Raw genomic sequence first — 14,734 nt, 5'->3', positions numbered from 1 at the left:
AATCGGTAGCATGACAGCCTGTTTTTTACATATATGTAGTAATGAAACCTTTTCCATCCGAAAGGTCGTGACCGAGTGAAAAACAAAGGACGCCGCTCCGAAATTAGAAAAACACTGGGCAGTGATTTTATGGAGCTTTTAACAGAAGTCGCCCCTTTCATAGGTCCCCGGATTGATTGTATATACATGGAAGATTCGCTTTATATAACAGTGGACCTTGCCGGTGCGAGGCCCAAGGATGTAAAGCTTGGAATCAGTTCCGGCAGCCTTTTGATCAGCGGGGACATTCACCCTCCTCTCATTGAGGCCCCGGCTTCTCATTTTATAAAGCAGGAACGATTCTACGGCCCTTTTCAAAGAAAAATCAAACTTCCCGAGCATTGTTTGCCAGGCCGATTAAAAGCGGAATTGGAGTACGGCATTTTAACTATCACAATTCCCCTTTTAAAAACGACAAAAAGCGATAGCTTTCCAGGAGGAGAAACATGACAGCCATTCGATACAAAGGAATGAAAATCGGCAGAATCCACTCTTCATCCGGGCTTTTTATAGGTACAAACATTCAAACTGGCAGGATTAGCAAAACCGAAGTAAATGAGGGATTTGGTTCAATCAGGGGAAAAAATAGCAAAGCCACTGACAATCATGCGCTATTTTTCAATGACAAAAAAGGATTTGATTCAGATGAGCACAGAAAAAATCATTGAAAGCCTGCTGAATTTTGCCGAAAGATTGGACAGACTTGAAAATGCCGTGAAAGAATCGAACAATAGCAAAATCCATTTTGACATTCATATAAACGACCTCCATTTAAATGAACTGAACCTTGAGGAACTCGCCTTTCACCTCGAGAGGCTGGATATCCAGGAATTAAGCGGGATGCTGAACATGGGCAACACATTTTCACCAAAGGTACATGGAAAAGAGAAAGTGAATGAACTCGTTCCGGAAAGAAATTCAGCTTTATTTTTGGAAAAAGAAAACGTTGAGGATACATCAACAGAAACGAAAAAGGGTAAGGAGACATTTTTGGAAACAGAAAGAAGCGGCCGGGATATACAGATTCTAATCAACGGCGACCCGGTTTCGTATTCATTAACCAACTGAAAGGGCAATCGCGATGAATAAATTTTCTCCCGCTTTTTTTATCGGAAAAATCACGATCGGAACTGTGGAAGGCGCGTCGTGCGTCAATCTGGGCAATAACCTCCCGAGCGGCTTTACGAGTTATAAAAAGCATAACCAGGGATTTGGCACTGTATCGGGTGACAATGCCGATATCCATGACCTTTTCGCTTCTTTGGAAGAACGGGAAACGAAGGATGCCTTCAACTTTGAATTGGGAGAAGACTCCGGCCAGGAAACGCTCACTCAATACGCACAAGGAATCCTCAGGCAACAGGATGTTGATATCCAGGAAGTTGTGGAGGAAGAGTTGGGGGATTCCGAATCCGAATAAGATTTTCTTTAATCCTCCTCCTTGACCCGTCACGTCTTTTTAATATAGCGGTTTAAACTGTAACCTGTCCGAAAACGATTTGTAACTTAGACATGTTAAAATTGAAGGACACACTTTCTCATCCATTATTACATGCATAAGGAGACACGTTATGGATTCTTCATATCTAAAAAAATCGTTGAATGAATGGAAAGAGGAAATTTTGGAATTGCTCGCGGAGATCGATAAAGAGTATGAAAAGGTAAAGCAGGAGCTTATGGTATACAACTACAAGTTCAGCATAACCAAGCAGGTCACCCAGTCAACGGTGAACGAAGAGATTATCCGCACCATCCGGGAAATCTACCACAAACCGTTCGAGGAACAATTTAATAGGCTAAAAGCCGAAATCAAGGACCTTGAAGAAAAGAAAAGGGTCTTCGGGATGTTTGTCGATAAAATCGACAAAGTCCAAGCCAAGGACGAACCGCAATCAACCGCCGAATACATAGCGAAAATTTCCTAACAATTAGAAGCAGGGAACGGACCGAGTGCCTCATTGAAGCACAGGATACATTCCCTGTTTTTCGTTGTTGGACCCAATTTACATCTTTCTTATGTTAAGAGATACAATTGAAATTCACTCGCGCTTGTATAATGGGAAAAGATTCGTTTTCATACATTGGAAAGTACCCTTAAAATTATGAAAACACATATTAGGGTAATATACGTCCCCCTGTTTTATGGAACAGGAAAGGGCGAAAAATAAAGAGTTATTGAAATATCTCCCGCACCTAGGCATTTGACCATTCCTGCCCACCCAAAGAAGCATATGATATTTTGAATGAATTTGAGGAGGAGAGAGAATATGGAAAGACAGTTCGGAGGCATGGGTTACGGAATGGGCTTTGGAGGCTATCCGGGTTATGGTATGGGGGTCGGCGGGTATCCAGGGTATGGTTTTGGCGGCTATCCGGGTTATGGATATGGCGGCTACCCTTGGCATCATCACCATCACTATCCTTGGTTCCATCATCATCATTGGCATGGGGGCTATCCATTCCACCATTGGAATTACTGATTTATCAAGAGAAAAGGGACGGGTAGCTTCTTCATTGAGGCGGCGGATCCGTCCCTTGCAAAATCGACGGGGTGGCAGAGAGGGACTAGTGAATTATTGCTATAGTAGCGCTCCGAAATATAGTAGGTGTCTGACACTCACTAGTGAATCTTATGAAATAACTAGTGAAAAATCATGTAAAACTTGTTTGAAAATTTATAAATACATAAAGATAAAAGCGGCCACCAAAATGGCGGCAGCTTGCCTGAAGGTTTATATTCATATTTCAATGATGCCGGATCTAAACGCAGGCCCTTTACTATTCAACCGTTACCGATAATGACTTTACAAGGATTGACGGTGATCCAATCGGTGAGAGCGGGAACACCAGGTCGGAGCCGATTTCCACAACATCCTTCAACATCTCGTAAAAGTTCCCGGCAATCGTCATCAAGTTGACCGGATATTGGACTTTTCCACTCTTTACATAGAACCCATTTGCAGCGACCGAGAAGTCCCCGGAAACGGTATTGGCACCGGAATGCAACCCCGAAAGTTCTGTAATCAAAATTCCCTCTTCCATCCCACTGACCAATTCGCTAAATTCCCTTAATGATGGCTCAATGTAAAAATTGGACGGCCCGACCTTGATGGCAGATTTATAGGAACTTTTATGTGCATGACCGGTCGTGGATGTTTGCTCCTTCCTGGCAGTTTTTAAATTGTGGAGTAGGGATTGCAGCACCCCTGACTCAACAACTGTCAGTTTCTTTGTGGCCACTCCCTCACTATCAAAAGTCCTGCAGCCAAGGCCTCCTTCATGAAACGGGTCATCCACGATCGTTACCTTAGCAGACGCAATTTCTTTTCCCTGTTTATCCTTCAATGGCGATGTGCCGGCTTGTGTATTCTCAGCTGAAAAATTACCAGAGTATACCGCCAAAAGCTGAGCGGCCGCATCGTTGCGGAGCAGAACAGGATATTTTCTGCTTTCAATGGACTTCGATCCCAATTGCGCCAATGCTTCCTTTGCGGCTTTCTGGGCGATTTCCTTGGCGTTTAACTTGTGAAAGTCCTTCGTCACTTTAAATTCAAACGAGGTTTTCTTTTCCTCACCATCCTTCACTATCGCCTGGACATACACATATAAAACATTCAACTTGTCACTTACATTCAAACCTTTATTATTGGCAAGCGTCTTTATAACCGATTCTGTCCGAATGCCACAGAAATCCGTTGGCTGGAATCGCGGGTCGATTGCAAGGAGTTCCTTCTCAACTTCCCTAATGAAGTCGATTTTTTCCGGAATCCCTACTTCCTGCAATGATTCGGAAAAGAAGTCGCCCTTTGCATAGCGTTCGCTTCCGGCAAAAATCTCTTCCCCCTCATCATCAATAAGAACCGAGGCATTTTCCATCGCGTTCTCGATTAGATAAGGGATAGATGCTTCATCAATTTTTTCAGTGTAGGCATAACCCATCTTTCCATTAATCTTTCCGCGAAACGACAGGCCTCCATCTTCAGCAATTTCATATTGGTCGATTTCGCCATTGTAAATTTGGCAGCCAAACACTTCTTTTTTTACAAAATAGATTTCAACATCTGTGAACCCTCTGTTTTCAGCCTCGCGAAACAGCAATTCCTGAAAAGTCATCTTCTATTCCCCCTTTGTCCCGCCGACTGTGATTTCACTGACACGGATTGTCGGCTGGCCAACGTTTACCGGAATGCTTCCACTCAGGGAACCGCACATCCCGGCCCCATGGCTCAAATTGTTGCCAACCATATCAACCATTTGAAGAGTCTTAGGGCCATTCCCAATCAGGGTAGCCCCTTTCAGCGGCCGGCCTAGTTTCCCGTTCTTCACTTCATATGCTTCCATAACCGCGAAGTTGTAATCGCCGGTTGCCGGATTAACCTGCCCGCCGCCCATATACTTTGCGTAAATTCCATGTTCGGTAGCAGATAGGATTTCTTCCGGAGATGAGGTTCCAGGGGCAATATACGTATTCGTCATCCTTGAAGTCGGCGCGAACCGGAAGGATTCCCTTCTTCCGGAACCGGTTGAGGCCATCCCCATACGCCGCCCGTTAAACTTATCAATCAAGTATCCTTTTAAAACGCCATTTTCAATCAGCACATTTTTGCGCGCCTTTTCCCCTTCATCATCAATATTGATGGAACCCCACTCATTCGGAAGTGTTCCGTCATCGATATAAGAAACGATTTCCGGCGCAACCCGCTCGCCAATCCGATTGGCGAACACTGACGTGTTTTTGGCCACGGACGTGGCTTCAAGCCCATGGCCGCAGGCTTCGTGAAAAATAACCCCGCCGAACTCATTATCAATGATGACCGGGAATTTCCCGCTTGGGCATGGAATTGCATCCAGTTTCGTCACCGCGATGCGAGCCGCTTCATTTGTATAATGATCGAGATTGAGGTTTTCAAAGAATTCGAAACCCTGATGTGCGCCAGGACCATAAAAGCCAGACTCCATTTGATTGCCCCGAACCGCCACAGCTTGAATTGCCAGTCTTGACCGGACCCGCTTATCCTCAATGAATGTACCTTCCGAGTTGGCAATCAGCACATTTTGCTCCTCATCCATATACCGGACGGTTACCTGGGAAATCGAAGAATGATAGTTTTTGGTTTTCTCATATGCGTTATGCAGGATTTCAGCCTTACGAGATTTCCCGACATCCCGTGGCATAATCTGAATCGGATGAATAGAGTCTGCGGCCTGGATGACAAATGGGGCAAGCCTGGCAGCCGCTTCACCTTTAATCGCCTGGGCGGCATTGGCTGCTGCCTTTAAAAGGCCTTCCCTGCTAAAATCGGTTGTGTACGCATAGATGCTCCGCAAACCTTTAAACACCCTGATGCCAACGCCAAAATCACGTCCGGACAAGGCTGTTTCAATCTTCCCACTCTGGAAGGCTAGGTTATTAGTAAATCGGTCTTCAATAAAAATTTCGGAAAAATCCCCACCTGTTGTTAAAGCTGCCGCAAGCACCTCTTCAATTACATGTTTACTTAGCATATAAACCTCCTGCTTTTAAAAATACATTGCTTAGAAACCACTTTAATTGAATATTCGTTCTTCCCAAAAGTTATTCCTCTAAGATCAGGTTAAAACTTCCATACCTGTTTTCGGGCACAAAAAAACTGCCACATATACCAGTGGCAGTTGCTAGAGAAAAATTGAAATTGTAACATGAATTCACTCCCCTTTCCCGGTTCACTTTCAACCGAGATGGTGCCGTTTAGGAAGAGTCAATCCATTGGGTAAGGGAGAGGCCGAGCCCCGTTCTGCCCATTTCTAGAAGCCATTCTAATCTGCGCGGTCAATTCTATCCTTCTATTCACCTGGAGGATTCACCAAGGCAATTCTCAGTTCATACATTCCATCGTTTTGATGTTCTTCGATTACCTGCCAGTTGGCGGAGATGATCTCTTTGAGTTCATTCAGCTGATTCCCGGACAGCCTCACCTGATCAAGGGTAAATCCGCCGTCCCGGAATGCGACATCTCTTTCAAGCCCGAACTTAATCCCGAGCAGCGACTTTAGCGCGCCTTTTGTCAAAAAGGTTATTCTGTAGCCCTTTAGGATAGCATTTCTGATTCTCCCAGGATTGCTATTGTAAAAATCAATCAGAGTCTGCCAATCCGGAATTCCTTCTCCAAATCTCTCAAACTCTGTAGAAGTCCCGTTTTCAAGCATGTGCAGGATTTCACTGTCCTGGACACCATTCGAGCGAAGCATTTCAATCATCAGAGCATGGTTCAATGCCAGCCTTTCTTTTTGCATCATTTTCCCTCCCCTATTTTTCTCCGTATAAATAACATGCAACATGATGGCCTTCTCCGGCATCCAACATTGGCGGTTCAACTTGGGCACAAATCTCCATGGCATACGGGCACCGGGTGCGGAACTTACAGCCTGATGGCGAGTTCAATGGGCTTGGCACCTCGCCTTTCAGAATGATGCGCTCCCGGGCTGCCTTTGTCGTATCCGGTTCCGGAATCGCCGATAGCAGCGCCTGTGTATAAGGATGCAAAGGATTTTTGTATAGCTCATTGCTTTCCGCTATTTCAACCATATTGCCTAAATACATAACGCCAATTCGGCTTGAGATGTGCCGGACCATTGACAGGTCATGGGCAATGAATAAGTATGTCACTCCGGTATCCTGCTGGATATCTTCAAGCATATTGACCACTTGGGCCTGAACCGAAACATCAAGGGCGGAAATCGGTTCATCACACAGGATGAAATCAGGCCGGACCGAAAGCGCCCTTGCGATACTCACACGCTGGCGCTGCCCGCCGCTGAACTCATGCGGATAGCGGTATAGATGGTCCTCCTTCAGGCCGACTCGCTCGAGGAGGTCTAAAATGATTTCCTTCCGTTCCGCAACAGATGAAGAGCTATGAATTTTCATAGGTTCACTGATCAATTCGAATACATTCATGGTCGGATTAAGTGATGCATAAGGGTCCTGAAAAACGGCCTGCATTCGCCGGCGGTATTTCATAAGGTCCTTCTCTTTTAAAGAGGCAATATCATCCCCATCAAAGTAAATGTTCCCTGAGGTAATATCATGGAGCCTAATGATGCTTCTGCCAACCGTCGATTTCCCGCAACCCGACTCGCCAACAAGACCGAATGTTTCCCCTTTTTGAATAGAAAAGCTAACACCGTCAACAGCCTTCAGATACTGTTGGTTCCGTCCAAGAATGCCACTTTTAACCGGATAGTATTTTTTAAGGTCCTTTACTTCCAAAATTGTCTCACTCATGAACTTCACCTTCTTTTTCGCTTTCGTCGTGAAGCCAGCACATTGTCCGCCTTCCTTCACCGGCATCGAAATAAGGCGGCATCTTTTCCTCGCAAATCCCCATCGTATAAGGACATCGCCCGGCAAATGGACAGCCCTTCGGCGGATTTAGCAGATCTGGGGGCGTACCCTGTATCGGGACGAGTCTTTCCTTCCCGGTATCGGAACGTTTTGGCAGGGATTTGAGCAATCCTTCTGTATACGGATGCTTCGGATTTTGAAAAAGATCCTTTACCGGTCCTTCCTCCATGATAAGCCCGCCATACATGACGAGAATCCGTTCACAATTCTGCGCCACTACCCCAAGATCGTGGGTGATCAGCAATATCGCCATGTTTTCCTTTTCTCTCAAATCTCTCATTAAATCCAGGATTTGTGCCTGAATCGTCACATCGAGTGCGGTAGTCGGTTCATCCGCGATCAATACCTCCGGACGGCAGCTAATCGCCATCGCGATCATGATTCGCTGTTTCATCCCGCCGCTCAATTCGTGAGGGTATTGTTGAAGCCGTTCCTCAGGAGAAGATATTCCGACCTGGCGGAGCAATTGAGCCGCGATTAGGTAGGCTTCCTTTTTCGCGACACGGCGGTGGCGAATGATTACTTCCGTCAATTGCTTGCCAATTTTTACAACAGGATTCAGCGCGGACATCGGGTCCTGGGAAATCATCGCGATTTCGTTGCCGCGAATCTTTTGCAAATCCTTTTCCTTCTTTTGCAGAAGATTTTCGCCACGAAGCCGGATCGAGCCTTCCTTTATTTTTCCTGGAGGCTGAATGAGGGAGATAATTGATTTAGCCATAACGCTTTTTCCGCTCCCAGACTCTCCGACAATCCCGTACACTTCCCCCTTTTTCAAGGTGAAGCCAACACCACGGACTGCCTGAACTTCTCCTGCTTCTGTGTAAAAAGAAGTTTTTAAGTTTTCGATTTCAAGAAGCTTCTCTGGCACTTTGGTTACTCCCCTTTATTTAAAACACATATGCGTTATTTTTTTTGCAGCATCGTTCCCTTTGGCTCGAATGCGACTCGAAGGACATTCCCAAGGACATTAAAGCTTAGGACGGTAAATAAAATCAAAAATCCCGGGAACAACGTCAGGTGCCAGGCATCTCCGATATATCCCTGGGCATTGTTCAGCATGCTGCCCCACGATGAGTTCGGCTGCTGGACGCCAAGTCCAAGAAAGCTTAAGGAGGACTCCATCAATATCGCGGTCGCAATGTTAAGAGTCCCGGCAATGATTATGGTCGATGCGATGTTCGGAATAATATGCTTCAAGATAATAAACACGGACGACTGTCCGGACGCTTTTGCGTACATGACATACTCCCGTTCTTTTACCGAAAGCGTCTCGGACCTTACAATTCTCGAAATCTCCATCCAGGTCATCAAGCCGATGATAAAGACGAGCGTCCTGATTCCTGGTTTCATATAGGCATTTAAAAGGAGCATTAGGAAAAAGGATGGAATCGACATCAGCACTTCCACTAGCCTCATCAGGATATTATCAATCCATCCGCCGAAATACCCCGAAATGGTGCCGACCGCTGTCCCAACTGTGACTGCGACAACCATGGACAGAAAACCAACAGCGAGCGACACTCGGCCGCCATAGAGCGCCCGGGTCAAGTAATCCCGGCCGTAATCATCCGTTCCAAACAAATGCTTGGCGCTTGGAGGCTGCAGCCGATCGGGTATCGACATTTTATTAGGATCAAACGGTGACAAAAACGCAAATAGCGAAAGAATTGAAAACAGTATAAGGATAATCAGGGCCATCAAGGCAAATTTGTTTTTTAACAATTCTTTTTTAACATTATTCCATCTTCTCTTGTTCATTGGCTTACCCCCTTAGCCTTATCCGCGGATCGACAACACTGTAGAGGATGTCCGCAAACAAGTTCCCGACCACAAGCATTAATGAAGAAAACAGGGTAATGGCCATAATCACGGGATAATCGAATGAGAAAATCGAAGTGACGCCCAAAAGCCCCAGTCCCGGCCACGAAAAGACAGTCTCTGTGATGAACGCCCCTCCAACCAGCCCCGGTATCGACAATCCGATAATCGTAATGATTGGCAAAAGGACATTCCTCAGTACATGGCGGAACAGGATCGTTGTCTTACTTGCCCCATAAGCATACTGGATGTGGACATAGTCCTCTTCCAGCTGATGGATGGTACTCGAACGGATATACCTCATATAGACTGATACATTCTGAAAAGCGAGGACTGTACAGGGAAGGATTCCGTGTTTGATGACATCCCACGCAGAATCGCTGCCAACTGTACGCATCCCCATGCTTGGCAGCAGTCCCCATTTAAGTGAAAACAGGTAAATTAGCATTAAGGCAAACCAGAAAATCGGGATGGATATCCCTATATACGAGATTAAATTTGCAATGCGGTCAAAGAGCGAATTCTTTTTCACCGCCGTAAACAGGCCGAGGGGAATGGCAATAATCAAGGTTACGATTAGTGAAACTCCCATCAGCCCGACTGTTGCTGGCAGGCGCTCGAGAATCATGTCCAGCACTGGGCGCTTGGTTATCATGGAATAGCCAAAATTTCCAACTATAATATTCTGAAGCCATAAAAAATACTGAATATATATCGGCTTATCAAGACCGAGGCTTTGGCGTATTCGCTCTACATCTTCAGGGGCCATATCTGGGGTGACAAAGCTCCTCACCGGGTCTCCCGGGGCCAGTTTTATAAGAAGGAAGGCTATCATTGAAATGATAATTAAAAGCGGAATCGCATTGAGCAGCCTCTTCACTATTATTCTTTTCACGCATGTACCTCCTTATGGAACGCCAAAAGCCCTTTGGCAGGCTGAGTACCGCCCATACGTATTAAAACTGCAAAAAAGCTGATGCTTTTATCAGCTTTTTTGCAAAAGGACTATTCAACTTGATAAATTTTTGAGAGATCTTCAACCATCGTAACAGGAATCAGTTTTGCATCCTCAATGCCGGCAAATTTCTTATCCACCGCAAGGCTTGCCTTTGGATAAGCTAGCGGTAAGTAAGGAACGTCCTGGGCAACAGTTTCCTGGATCTGCTTGTATAAATCAGCACGCTTATCTTTATCCGTTTCTACTGCCGCTTTATCCCAAAGCTTATCGAATTCAGCGTTTTTATAACGGGCAAAGTTGTATGCAGCATCACTCTGGAACAATGACTTATAGACGTCCGGCTCAGGCCCCATGATGTATCCGCCAAAGCTGATATCATAATCAGTGGTTGCCATATCCAGTGTCTTCTGGCCATACGCACTTGGATCCATCGGCGTCAGCTCCACCTTCAAGCCAATTTCCTGAAGCTTCTGCTGTGTATAAAGTGCCAAGCTTTCCATGATTTTATTGTTGTTTGCGTAAATTACACGGAGAGTATGCCCTTCTTTAATACCGCCATTTTTCAGAAGCTCTTTTGCTTTCGACTGGCTATAATCATATGTCGTAATGTCCTGGGTGTGGTGCATTGTATCAGGAGTCAGGACCGATGCAGCAGGTTCAGCAAAATCGGCCGAAATAAACGCTGAATCAATCAATTCCTTTTTATCGAGTGCATGGGCGACAGCCTGGCGAAGCTCTTTGCTTTGGACAGCCTTGCTGTTCAGGTTGAACGCCATGTAAAAGAGTCGGCCTTCAGGGTATCGGTGCATATTGAACTTTCCTGTTGCATCCAACTTCTTATAATCTTGAGGGTCGATAAGCCTCATGTTGACTTCGCCATTTTGAAGTGAAATATTCGCAGTGTTTGGATCCTTGACAACCCTGTAAACGATGGAATCCAATTTCGCCTTTCCTGCAAAATATTCATCGAAGCGATCAAGCTGAACATATTGGTCCGATTTGAACTCCTTGAATTTGAAAGGACCGGAGCCAACTGGGGCCTGGTTCTTTTCACTCTTCATCAAATCGGTTTCCCCTTCAAAAACATGCTTTGGAATCGGGAAGAAATCGTTCAATGCTCCTTCAAAGGAAGCAGTTACCTGTGGCAGCGTGAACTTTACTGTCAATTCATCCACTTTTTCCACTTTTAAAGGCTGGCCATCGAAAACAAGGCTGCCGCGAATGGAACTGCTCTGTTTTTCATCCAGAATTGAATCGATTGTAAACACAATGTCATCCGCTGTTATCTTTTGGCCATCATGCCATTTCAAATTGTCTTTTAGTTTCAATGTCCATGTCAGTTGGTCCTCTGAAGGTTCGAAGCTCTCTGCCAGGACAAACTTCTTTTTGCCGCCATCCTCCATGAAATAAAGAGGTGCATAAAGCGCCTGTTGGACAGTGAGTGTAACGCGGTCATTCGCATAGAGCGGGTTCATCACTTGAGGATTGTCGGAAACCGCGATTGTCAAAGTTCCGCCTTCTTTAGCGGTACCTTTGCCTTCATTCCCGCCAGATGGTTTTGATGAATCTTTATCACCTGAGCATGCTGCCAAAGTTAGCAACAATGCTAAAATCAAGGCGGATAAAGATACTAATCTTTTATTCATTTTTTTACCTCCTATAAATCTATTGATTTTCCTACCTAAATCTTAATCCCTAGTTTTCCAATAAGAATAATCTATCACCAGAAGAAATAGAAGTCAATCTGTCCCCATATTGGAACTTTATTCACTATACCACTAAATTTACAATATATTAAACTCTTCACAATATCTTCCTAATCTGTATTTCCGTTAATAACTTAAGATATGTATTGATAAATTAGATACATTAATGCTTATTTTGTTTATTCAATCTTTATGATCCAATCTCGATGATTTTGCCGACGGGATCAAATAAACGAAAAAAAGAAAGGCGGGAGCCCCACCTTTCCTTACTTTACTCACTTAATTATGTGACTCCATCCACTGCTTAACCAAACGCTTCGGTGCCGCACGCAGATAGGCTTCCTGGATAAGACCGGTCAATTCATCCCACTGTTCCCCAGCGGGATTTTGGATGGAAACCCAGCCATGATGCCCTATGTATGGAGTTTTAAAAAAATGCTCTTTCTGAAGCAACAATTCCTGGGATTCCCGGTCCGACTTGAAAGACACATTAAATCCCTTTTCGCTTTCACCTGAAATTACGAATGATTTTCCATTGACTTTAAACGTCTTGTGGCCGAATCCGTCAACAATTTCAACCGCTTCGGGCAGAGCAAGGCAGATTGTGCGCAGAGTTTCTAACATGCCTGCGTTTTCTTGTGATATCATGTCTTATTCACCGAATCCTATTTTGCATTCGCATCCGGCTGATGAATTCCAAATATATTTCCTTCGGTATCAAGATAGTAGCCTTGCCACGCCATTCCTGGAAGGGGGTGCTTCGGCATTGCGACCTGGCCGCCATTCTCGATGATTTTAGCCTCAGTTGAATCGTAATCTTCCACCCCCATTGTACATGCATAGCCGTTCATAGCCTGGTTCGGTTCAGGCCGGGCACCTTGTCGCTTCATTAATGCACCATTGATGCCTAGTTCACCTTCATTGCCGGTCACTGCCCCAAAGTAAGGCATACCCGCATACTCGCTCCAATCCTCAAATGTCCATCCAAAAACCTCGCCATAAAACTTTTTTGCTCGCTCCATCTCATCAACATGAATTTCGAAATGAATAAGTCTTCCCATCACTGAACACCCTCTTTTTAAAATATTTTTCCTGCCATAAACTGCTTTTCAAGTTGCTATCAACAATTATAACCCGATGCGAAGTTAATAAAAACAATATTTAGAATAATTAATTAATGTCTTCACACAAAAAACAAAAAGTGCCTGTCCCCCTGAGTATTAAAGTCAGGTGTTACAGACACTTTTCGTCTTTGAAAGCTAGCCCCTATACTTAATAGCCAATCCTTTTAAAAAATTCCGGGCGTATTTGTCCCCGCATTCCTTATAATTTTTATGGCCTTTTTTCCGCAATAACGCACCAAGTTCTCCTTTTGTGATTGTAACGCCGGCCATTGTCAAAATATCAATTATGTCTTCGCTCGTTAATGCCAGGGCGATTTTCAGTTTCTTTAAAAGCATATTGTTTACAGGTTCATTGCTCTTTAACGCTGCCTGGGTTTGGTCAGGCTGTCCAGGCCTTTGTTCTTGTGGCCCTCTCTTAAAAATGATCAGCCCGTTAAAAAACGACTCCAGCTTGCTGTTATTGATTTTTATACTGTCGTCTTCCTCATGAACAGCTTCATCCTCGTAGCTGTCCTTCGTTTTCGTAAGCATCATTTTCACTTCATCCCTTGAGACTTCATGGCCACCCAGATTAAAGATTTTCACCATGTCATTATCTTTAATATCCAGGGCATACCGGACTCTGATTAAAATATCATTGTTTTCCAACGAAAAACCTCCTGTGTCCATCCTGTTTCTTCTATTATTACTCAACTAGCCTTCAGAATTCTACTTCAGCGACTATTCTCAAAAAGACAAATGGTATCCGAATGCATGCATTCGAATACCATTGTATTTTTAAAATAAGAATCAATCTCTTTCCCTAACCCTCTGCGTATCGCGGATGTTCTTCTGGATCGTGATGGCTATAGAAAATTCTAACAAAGGGTAGATATTTTTTCTTTATTATTAAAAAGATTGGATATAGGTACCTCGGCTCCTACACCTGGCAGCGTGTCACACAAATTTAAACCCTTAATAATCCACGGAAACCTCTTGCGGCATAATAGGATTCCGCTCCATTATGGTAAACAAAGACAGTGTCGTAGCGGCGATCACAAAAGATTGCCCCGCCAAGTTTTCTAATATTCGCAGGTGTTTTCACCCAGCTCGATGTTTTCGTATCAAAATTTCCAAGTTCCTGCAGCTCTCGGTATTGTTCTTCTGTTAGAATCTCAATTCCAATTTCAGCAGCCATATCCAATGCGCTTGTTTGTGGTTTATGCTGCTTCCTTGACTCGAGCGCTTCACGGTCGTAGCAAACACTTCTGCGGCCTTTTGGACTTTCCGCCGAACAATCATAAAATATGTATTCGCCCGCCTTTTCATTATAACCAACAACATCCGGTTCACCACCGGTAATTTCCATCTCATTTAACGACCACAGCTTTTCAGGATGCATTTCCAACTTTTCCTGTACTTTGGCCCAATCAAGACCTTTATGGCGATCCATGTTTTTTTCAAAACGGGCTTTCAATGTCCCAAGCAATTGTTCACTTTGTTCTGAGGACAATATTCTTTTTTTATTCTCCATATAAAAGCACCTCGTTTACTATATTTGCGTTTTGTTACTATTGCTTCATCCTCTGGGTAAAAACACACGAACCAATCTGGTTCATTATTTCATTATTGTCCGAATTTCATTATTTTTACCACTAATCATCTTTCCTGCTTTAATCTGTGTAAGATGATTTTAACACATGGATCGTTGGTGGTTACCAAT

Annotated in this window: 18 protein-coding genes; 6 read left to right on the top strand and 12 right to left on the bottom strand. The window is 44.4% G+C overall.

The genetic code is table 11. The features are described from left to right. The first annotated feature begins 75 nt into the window (after positions 1 to 75). The 6 genes from V1499_RS03080 (at position 76) to V1499_RS03055 (ending at position 2,519) form a co-directional block, all read left to right on the top strand. Entirely contained in the window at positions 76 to 489 is a 414-nt protein-coding gene (locus tag V1499_RS03080) for an Hsp20/alpha crystallin family protein (protein ID WP_409273711.1), read from the top strand. After that, a complete protein-coding gene (locus tag V1499_RS03075) occupies positions 486 to 707 on the top strand; it encodes a hypothetical protein (protein WP_409273709.1) in 222 nt (73 codons plus the stop codon). The genes V1499_RS03080 and V1499_RS03075 overlap by 4 nt, the downstream gene beginning before the upstream one ends. After that, on the top strand, positions 685 to 1,107 hold the full coding sequence (locus V1499_RS03070) for a hypothetical protein (RefSeq protein WP_409273708.1): 423 nt from the start codon (positions 685 to 687) through the stop codon (positions 1,105 to 1,107). The genes V1499_RS03075 and V1499_RS03070 overlap by 23 nt, the downstream gene beginning before the upstream one ends. Positions 1,108 to 1,120: 13 nt before the next feature. Then, positions 1,121 to 1,459, top strand: a complete 339-nt coding sequence (locus tag V1499_RS03065; protein WP_409273707.1) for a hypothetical protein — start codon at positions 1,121 to 1,123, stop codon at positions 1,457 to 1,459. A 151-nt stretch (positions 1,460 to 1,610) separates the two neighbouring features. Continuing rightward, the gene (locus tag V1499_RS03060; protein WP_316570164.1) at positions 1,611 to 1,964 is read left to right on the top strand and encodes a hypothetical protein; all 354 of its coding nucleotides are present in this window, start codon (positions 1,611 to 1,613) and stop codon (positions 1,962 to 1,964) included. Between the two features lie 342 nt (positions 1,965 to 2,306). Then, a complete protein-coding gene (locus V1499_RS03055) occupies positions 2,307 to 2,519 on the top strand; it encodes a hypothetical protein (protein ID WP_409273704.1) in 213 nt (70 codons plus the stop codon). A 298-nt stretch (positions 2,520 to 2,817) separates the two neighbouring features. Here the strand turns inward: V1499_RS03055 and V1499_RS03050 are convergent, their stop codons facing one another. The 12 genes from V1499_RS03050 to V1499_RS02995 form a co-directional block, all read right to left on the bottom strand. Beyond that, positions 2,818 to 4,152, bottom strand: a complete 1,335-nt coding sequence (locus V1499_RS03050; protein ID WP_409273703.1) for a TldD/PmbA family protein — start codon at positions 4,150 to 4,152, stop codon at positions 2,818 to 2,820. Between the two features lie 3 nt (positions 4,153 to 4,155). Beyond that, positions 4,156 to 5,544: a TldD/PmbA family protein gene (locus V1499_RS03045; protein WP_409273702.1), complete on the bottom strand. Its 1,389-nt coding sequence runs from the start codon at positions 5,542 to 5,544 to the stop codon at positions 4,156 to 4,158. A gap of 318 nt (positions 5,545 to 5,862) precedes the next feature. Continuing rightward, positions 5,863 to 6,315, bottom strand: a complete 453-nt coding sequence (locus V1499_RS03040) for a hypothetical protein (RefSeq protein ID WP_409273700.1) — start codon at positions 6,313 to 6,315, stop codon at positions 5,863 to 5,865. 10 nt (positions 6,316 to 6,325) lie between these two features. Beyond that, positions 6,326 to 7,303 carry an ABC transporter ATP-binding protein gene (locus tag V1499_RS03035; RefSeq protein ID WP_409273698.1) on the bottom strand — a complete coding sequence of 326 codons (978 nt, stop codon included), beginning with the start codon at positions 7,301 to 7,303 and terminating at the stop codon, positions 6,326 to 6,328. Continuing rightward, positions 7,296 to 8,294 carry an ABC transporter ATP-binding protein gene (locus V1499_RS03030; protein WP_409273696.1) on the bottom strand — a complete coding sequence of 333 codons (999 nt, stop codon included), beginning with the start codon at positions 8,292 to 8,294 and terminating at the stop codon, positions 7,296 to 7,298. The genes V1499_RS03035 and V1499_RS03030 overlap by 8 nt, the downstream gene beginning before the upstream one ends. Before the next feature lie 35 nt (positions 8,295 to 8,329). After that, positions 8,330 to 9,184, bottom strand: coding sequence for an ABC transporter permease (locus V1499_RS03025; RefSeq protein ID WP_409273694.1), 855 nt, complete (start codon positions 9,182 to 9,184; stop codon positions 8,330 to 8,332). Positions 9,185 to 9,188: 4 nt separating this feature from the next. Continuing rightward, complete coding sequence (locus V1499_RS03020; RefSeq protein ID WP_409273692.1) at positions 9,189 to 10,139, bottom strand: ABC transporter permease; 951 nt, start codon at positions 10,137 to 10,139, stop codon at positions 9,189 to 9,191. Positions 10,140 to 10,249: 110 nt separating this feature from the next. Further along, on the bottom strand, positions 10,250 to 11,848 hold the full coding sequence (locus tag V1499_RS03015; RefSeq protein ID WP_409273690.1) for an ABC transporter substrate-binding protein: 1,599 nt from the start codon (positions 11,846 to 11,848) through the stop codon (positions 10,250 to 10,252). A 339-nt stretch (positions 11,849 to 12,187) separates the two neighbouring features. After that, positions 12,188 to 12,556 carry an MmcQ/YjbR family DNA-binding protein gene (locus V1499_RS03010; RefSeq protein WP_409273688.1) on the bottom strand — a complete coding sequence of 123 codons (369 nt, stop codon included), beginning with the start codon at positions 12,554 to 12,556 and terminating at the stop codon, positions 12,188 to 12,190. Between the two features lie 17 nt (positions 12,557 to 12,573). Continuing rightward, positions 12,574 to 12,969 carry a VOC family protein gene (locus V1499_RS03005; protein ID WP_409273686.1) on the bottom strand — a complete coding sequence of 132 codons (396 nt, stop codon included), beginning with the start codon at positions 12,967 to 12,969 and terminating at the stop codon, positions 12,574 to 12,576. A 198-nt stretch (positions 12,970 to 13,167) separates the two neighbouring features. Next, positions 13,168 to 13,701 (bottom strand): DUF1456 family protein, encoded by a 534-nt coding sequence (locus V1499_RS03000; protein ID WP_409273684.1) that lies wholly within the window; start codon positions 13,699 to 13,701, stop codon positions 13,168 to 13,170. A 277-nt stretch (positions 13,702 to 13,978) separates the two neighbouring features. Continuing rightward, positions 13,979 to 14,545 (bottom strand): DUF4256 domain-containing protein, encoded by a 567-nt coding sequence (locus V1499_RS02995; protein ID WP_409273682.1) that lies wholly within the window; start codon positions 14,543 to 14,545, stop codon positions 13,979 to 13,981. Between the last annotated feature and the right edge of the window lie 189 nt (positions 14,546 to 14,734).

This window comes from Neobacillus oceani (genome assembly GCF_046237595.1).
GTDB lineage: Bacteria > Bacillota > Bacilli > Bacillales > Cytobacillaceae > Bacillus_D > Bacillus_D oceani.
This window is presented reverse-complemented; position numbering and strand designations above follow the sequence as displayed.

Bases quoted from the DNA above. Each gene is read 5' to 3' on its own strand.
- V1499_RS03045 (WP_409273702.1), bottom strand. From the start codon at position 5,544: ATGCTAAGTAAACATGTAATTGAAGAGGTGCTTGCGGCAGCTTTAACA.
- V1499_RS03025 (WP_409273694.1), bottom strand. From the start codon at position 9,184: ATGAACAAGAGAAGATGGAATAATGTTAAAAAAGAATTGTTAAAAAAC.
- V1499_RS03060 (WP_316570164.1), top strand. From the start codon at position 1,611: ATGGATTCTTCATATCTAAAAAAATCGTTGAATGAATGGAAAGAGGAA.
- V1499_RS03065 (WP_409273707.1), top strand. From the start codon at position 1,121: ATGAATAAATTTTCTCCCGCTTTTTTTATCGGAAAAATCACGATCGGA.
- V1499_RS03040 (WP_409273700.1), bottom strand. From the start codon at position 6,315: ATGATGCAAAAAGAAAGGCTGGCATTGAACCATGCTCTGATGATTGAA.
- V1499_RS03075 (WP_409273709.1), top strand. From the start codon at position 486: ATGACAGCCATTCGATACAAAGGAATGAAAATCGGCAGAATCCACTCT.
- V1499_RS03005 (WP_409273686.1), bottom strand. From the start codon at position 12,969: ATGGGAAGACTTATTCATTTCGAAATTCATGTTGATGAGATGGAGCGA.
- V1499_RS03010 (WP_409273688.1), bottom strand. From the start codon at position 12,556: ATGATATCACAAGAAAACGCAGGCATGTTAGAAACTCTGCGCACAATC.
- V1499_RS03000 (WP_409273684.1), bottom strand. From the start codon at position 13,701: ATGGACACAGGAGGTTTTTCGTTGGAAAACAATGATATTTTAATCAGA.
- V1499_RS02995 (WP_409273682.1), bottom strand. From the start codon at position 14,545: ATGGAGAATAAAAAAAGAATATTGTCCTCAGAACAAAGTGAACAATTG.
- V1499_RS03070 (WP_409273708.1), top strand. From the start codon at position 685: ATGAGCACAGAAAAAATCATTGAAAGCCTGCTGAATTTTGCCGAAAGA.
- V1499_RS03015 (WP_409273690.1), bottom strand. From the start codon at position 11,848: ATGAATAAAAGATTAGTATCTTTATCCGCCTTGATTTTAGCATTGTTG.
- V1499_RS03050 (WP_409273703.1), bottom strand. From the start codon at position 4,152: ATGACTTTTCAGGAATTGCTGTTTCGCGAGGCTGAAAACAGAGGGTTC.
- V1499_RS03055 (WP_409273704.1), top strand. From the start codon at position 2,307: ATGGAAAGACAGTTCGGAGGCATGGGTTACGGAATGGGCTTTGGAGGC.
- V1499_RS03035 (WP_409273698.1), bottom strand. From the start codon at position 7,303: ATGAGTGAGACAATTTTGGAAGTAAAGGACCTTAAAAAATACTATCCG.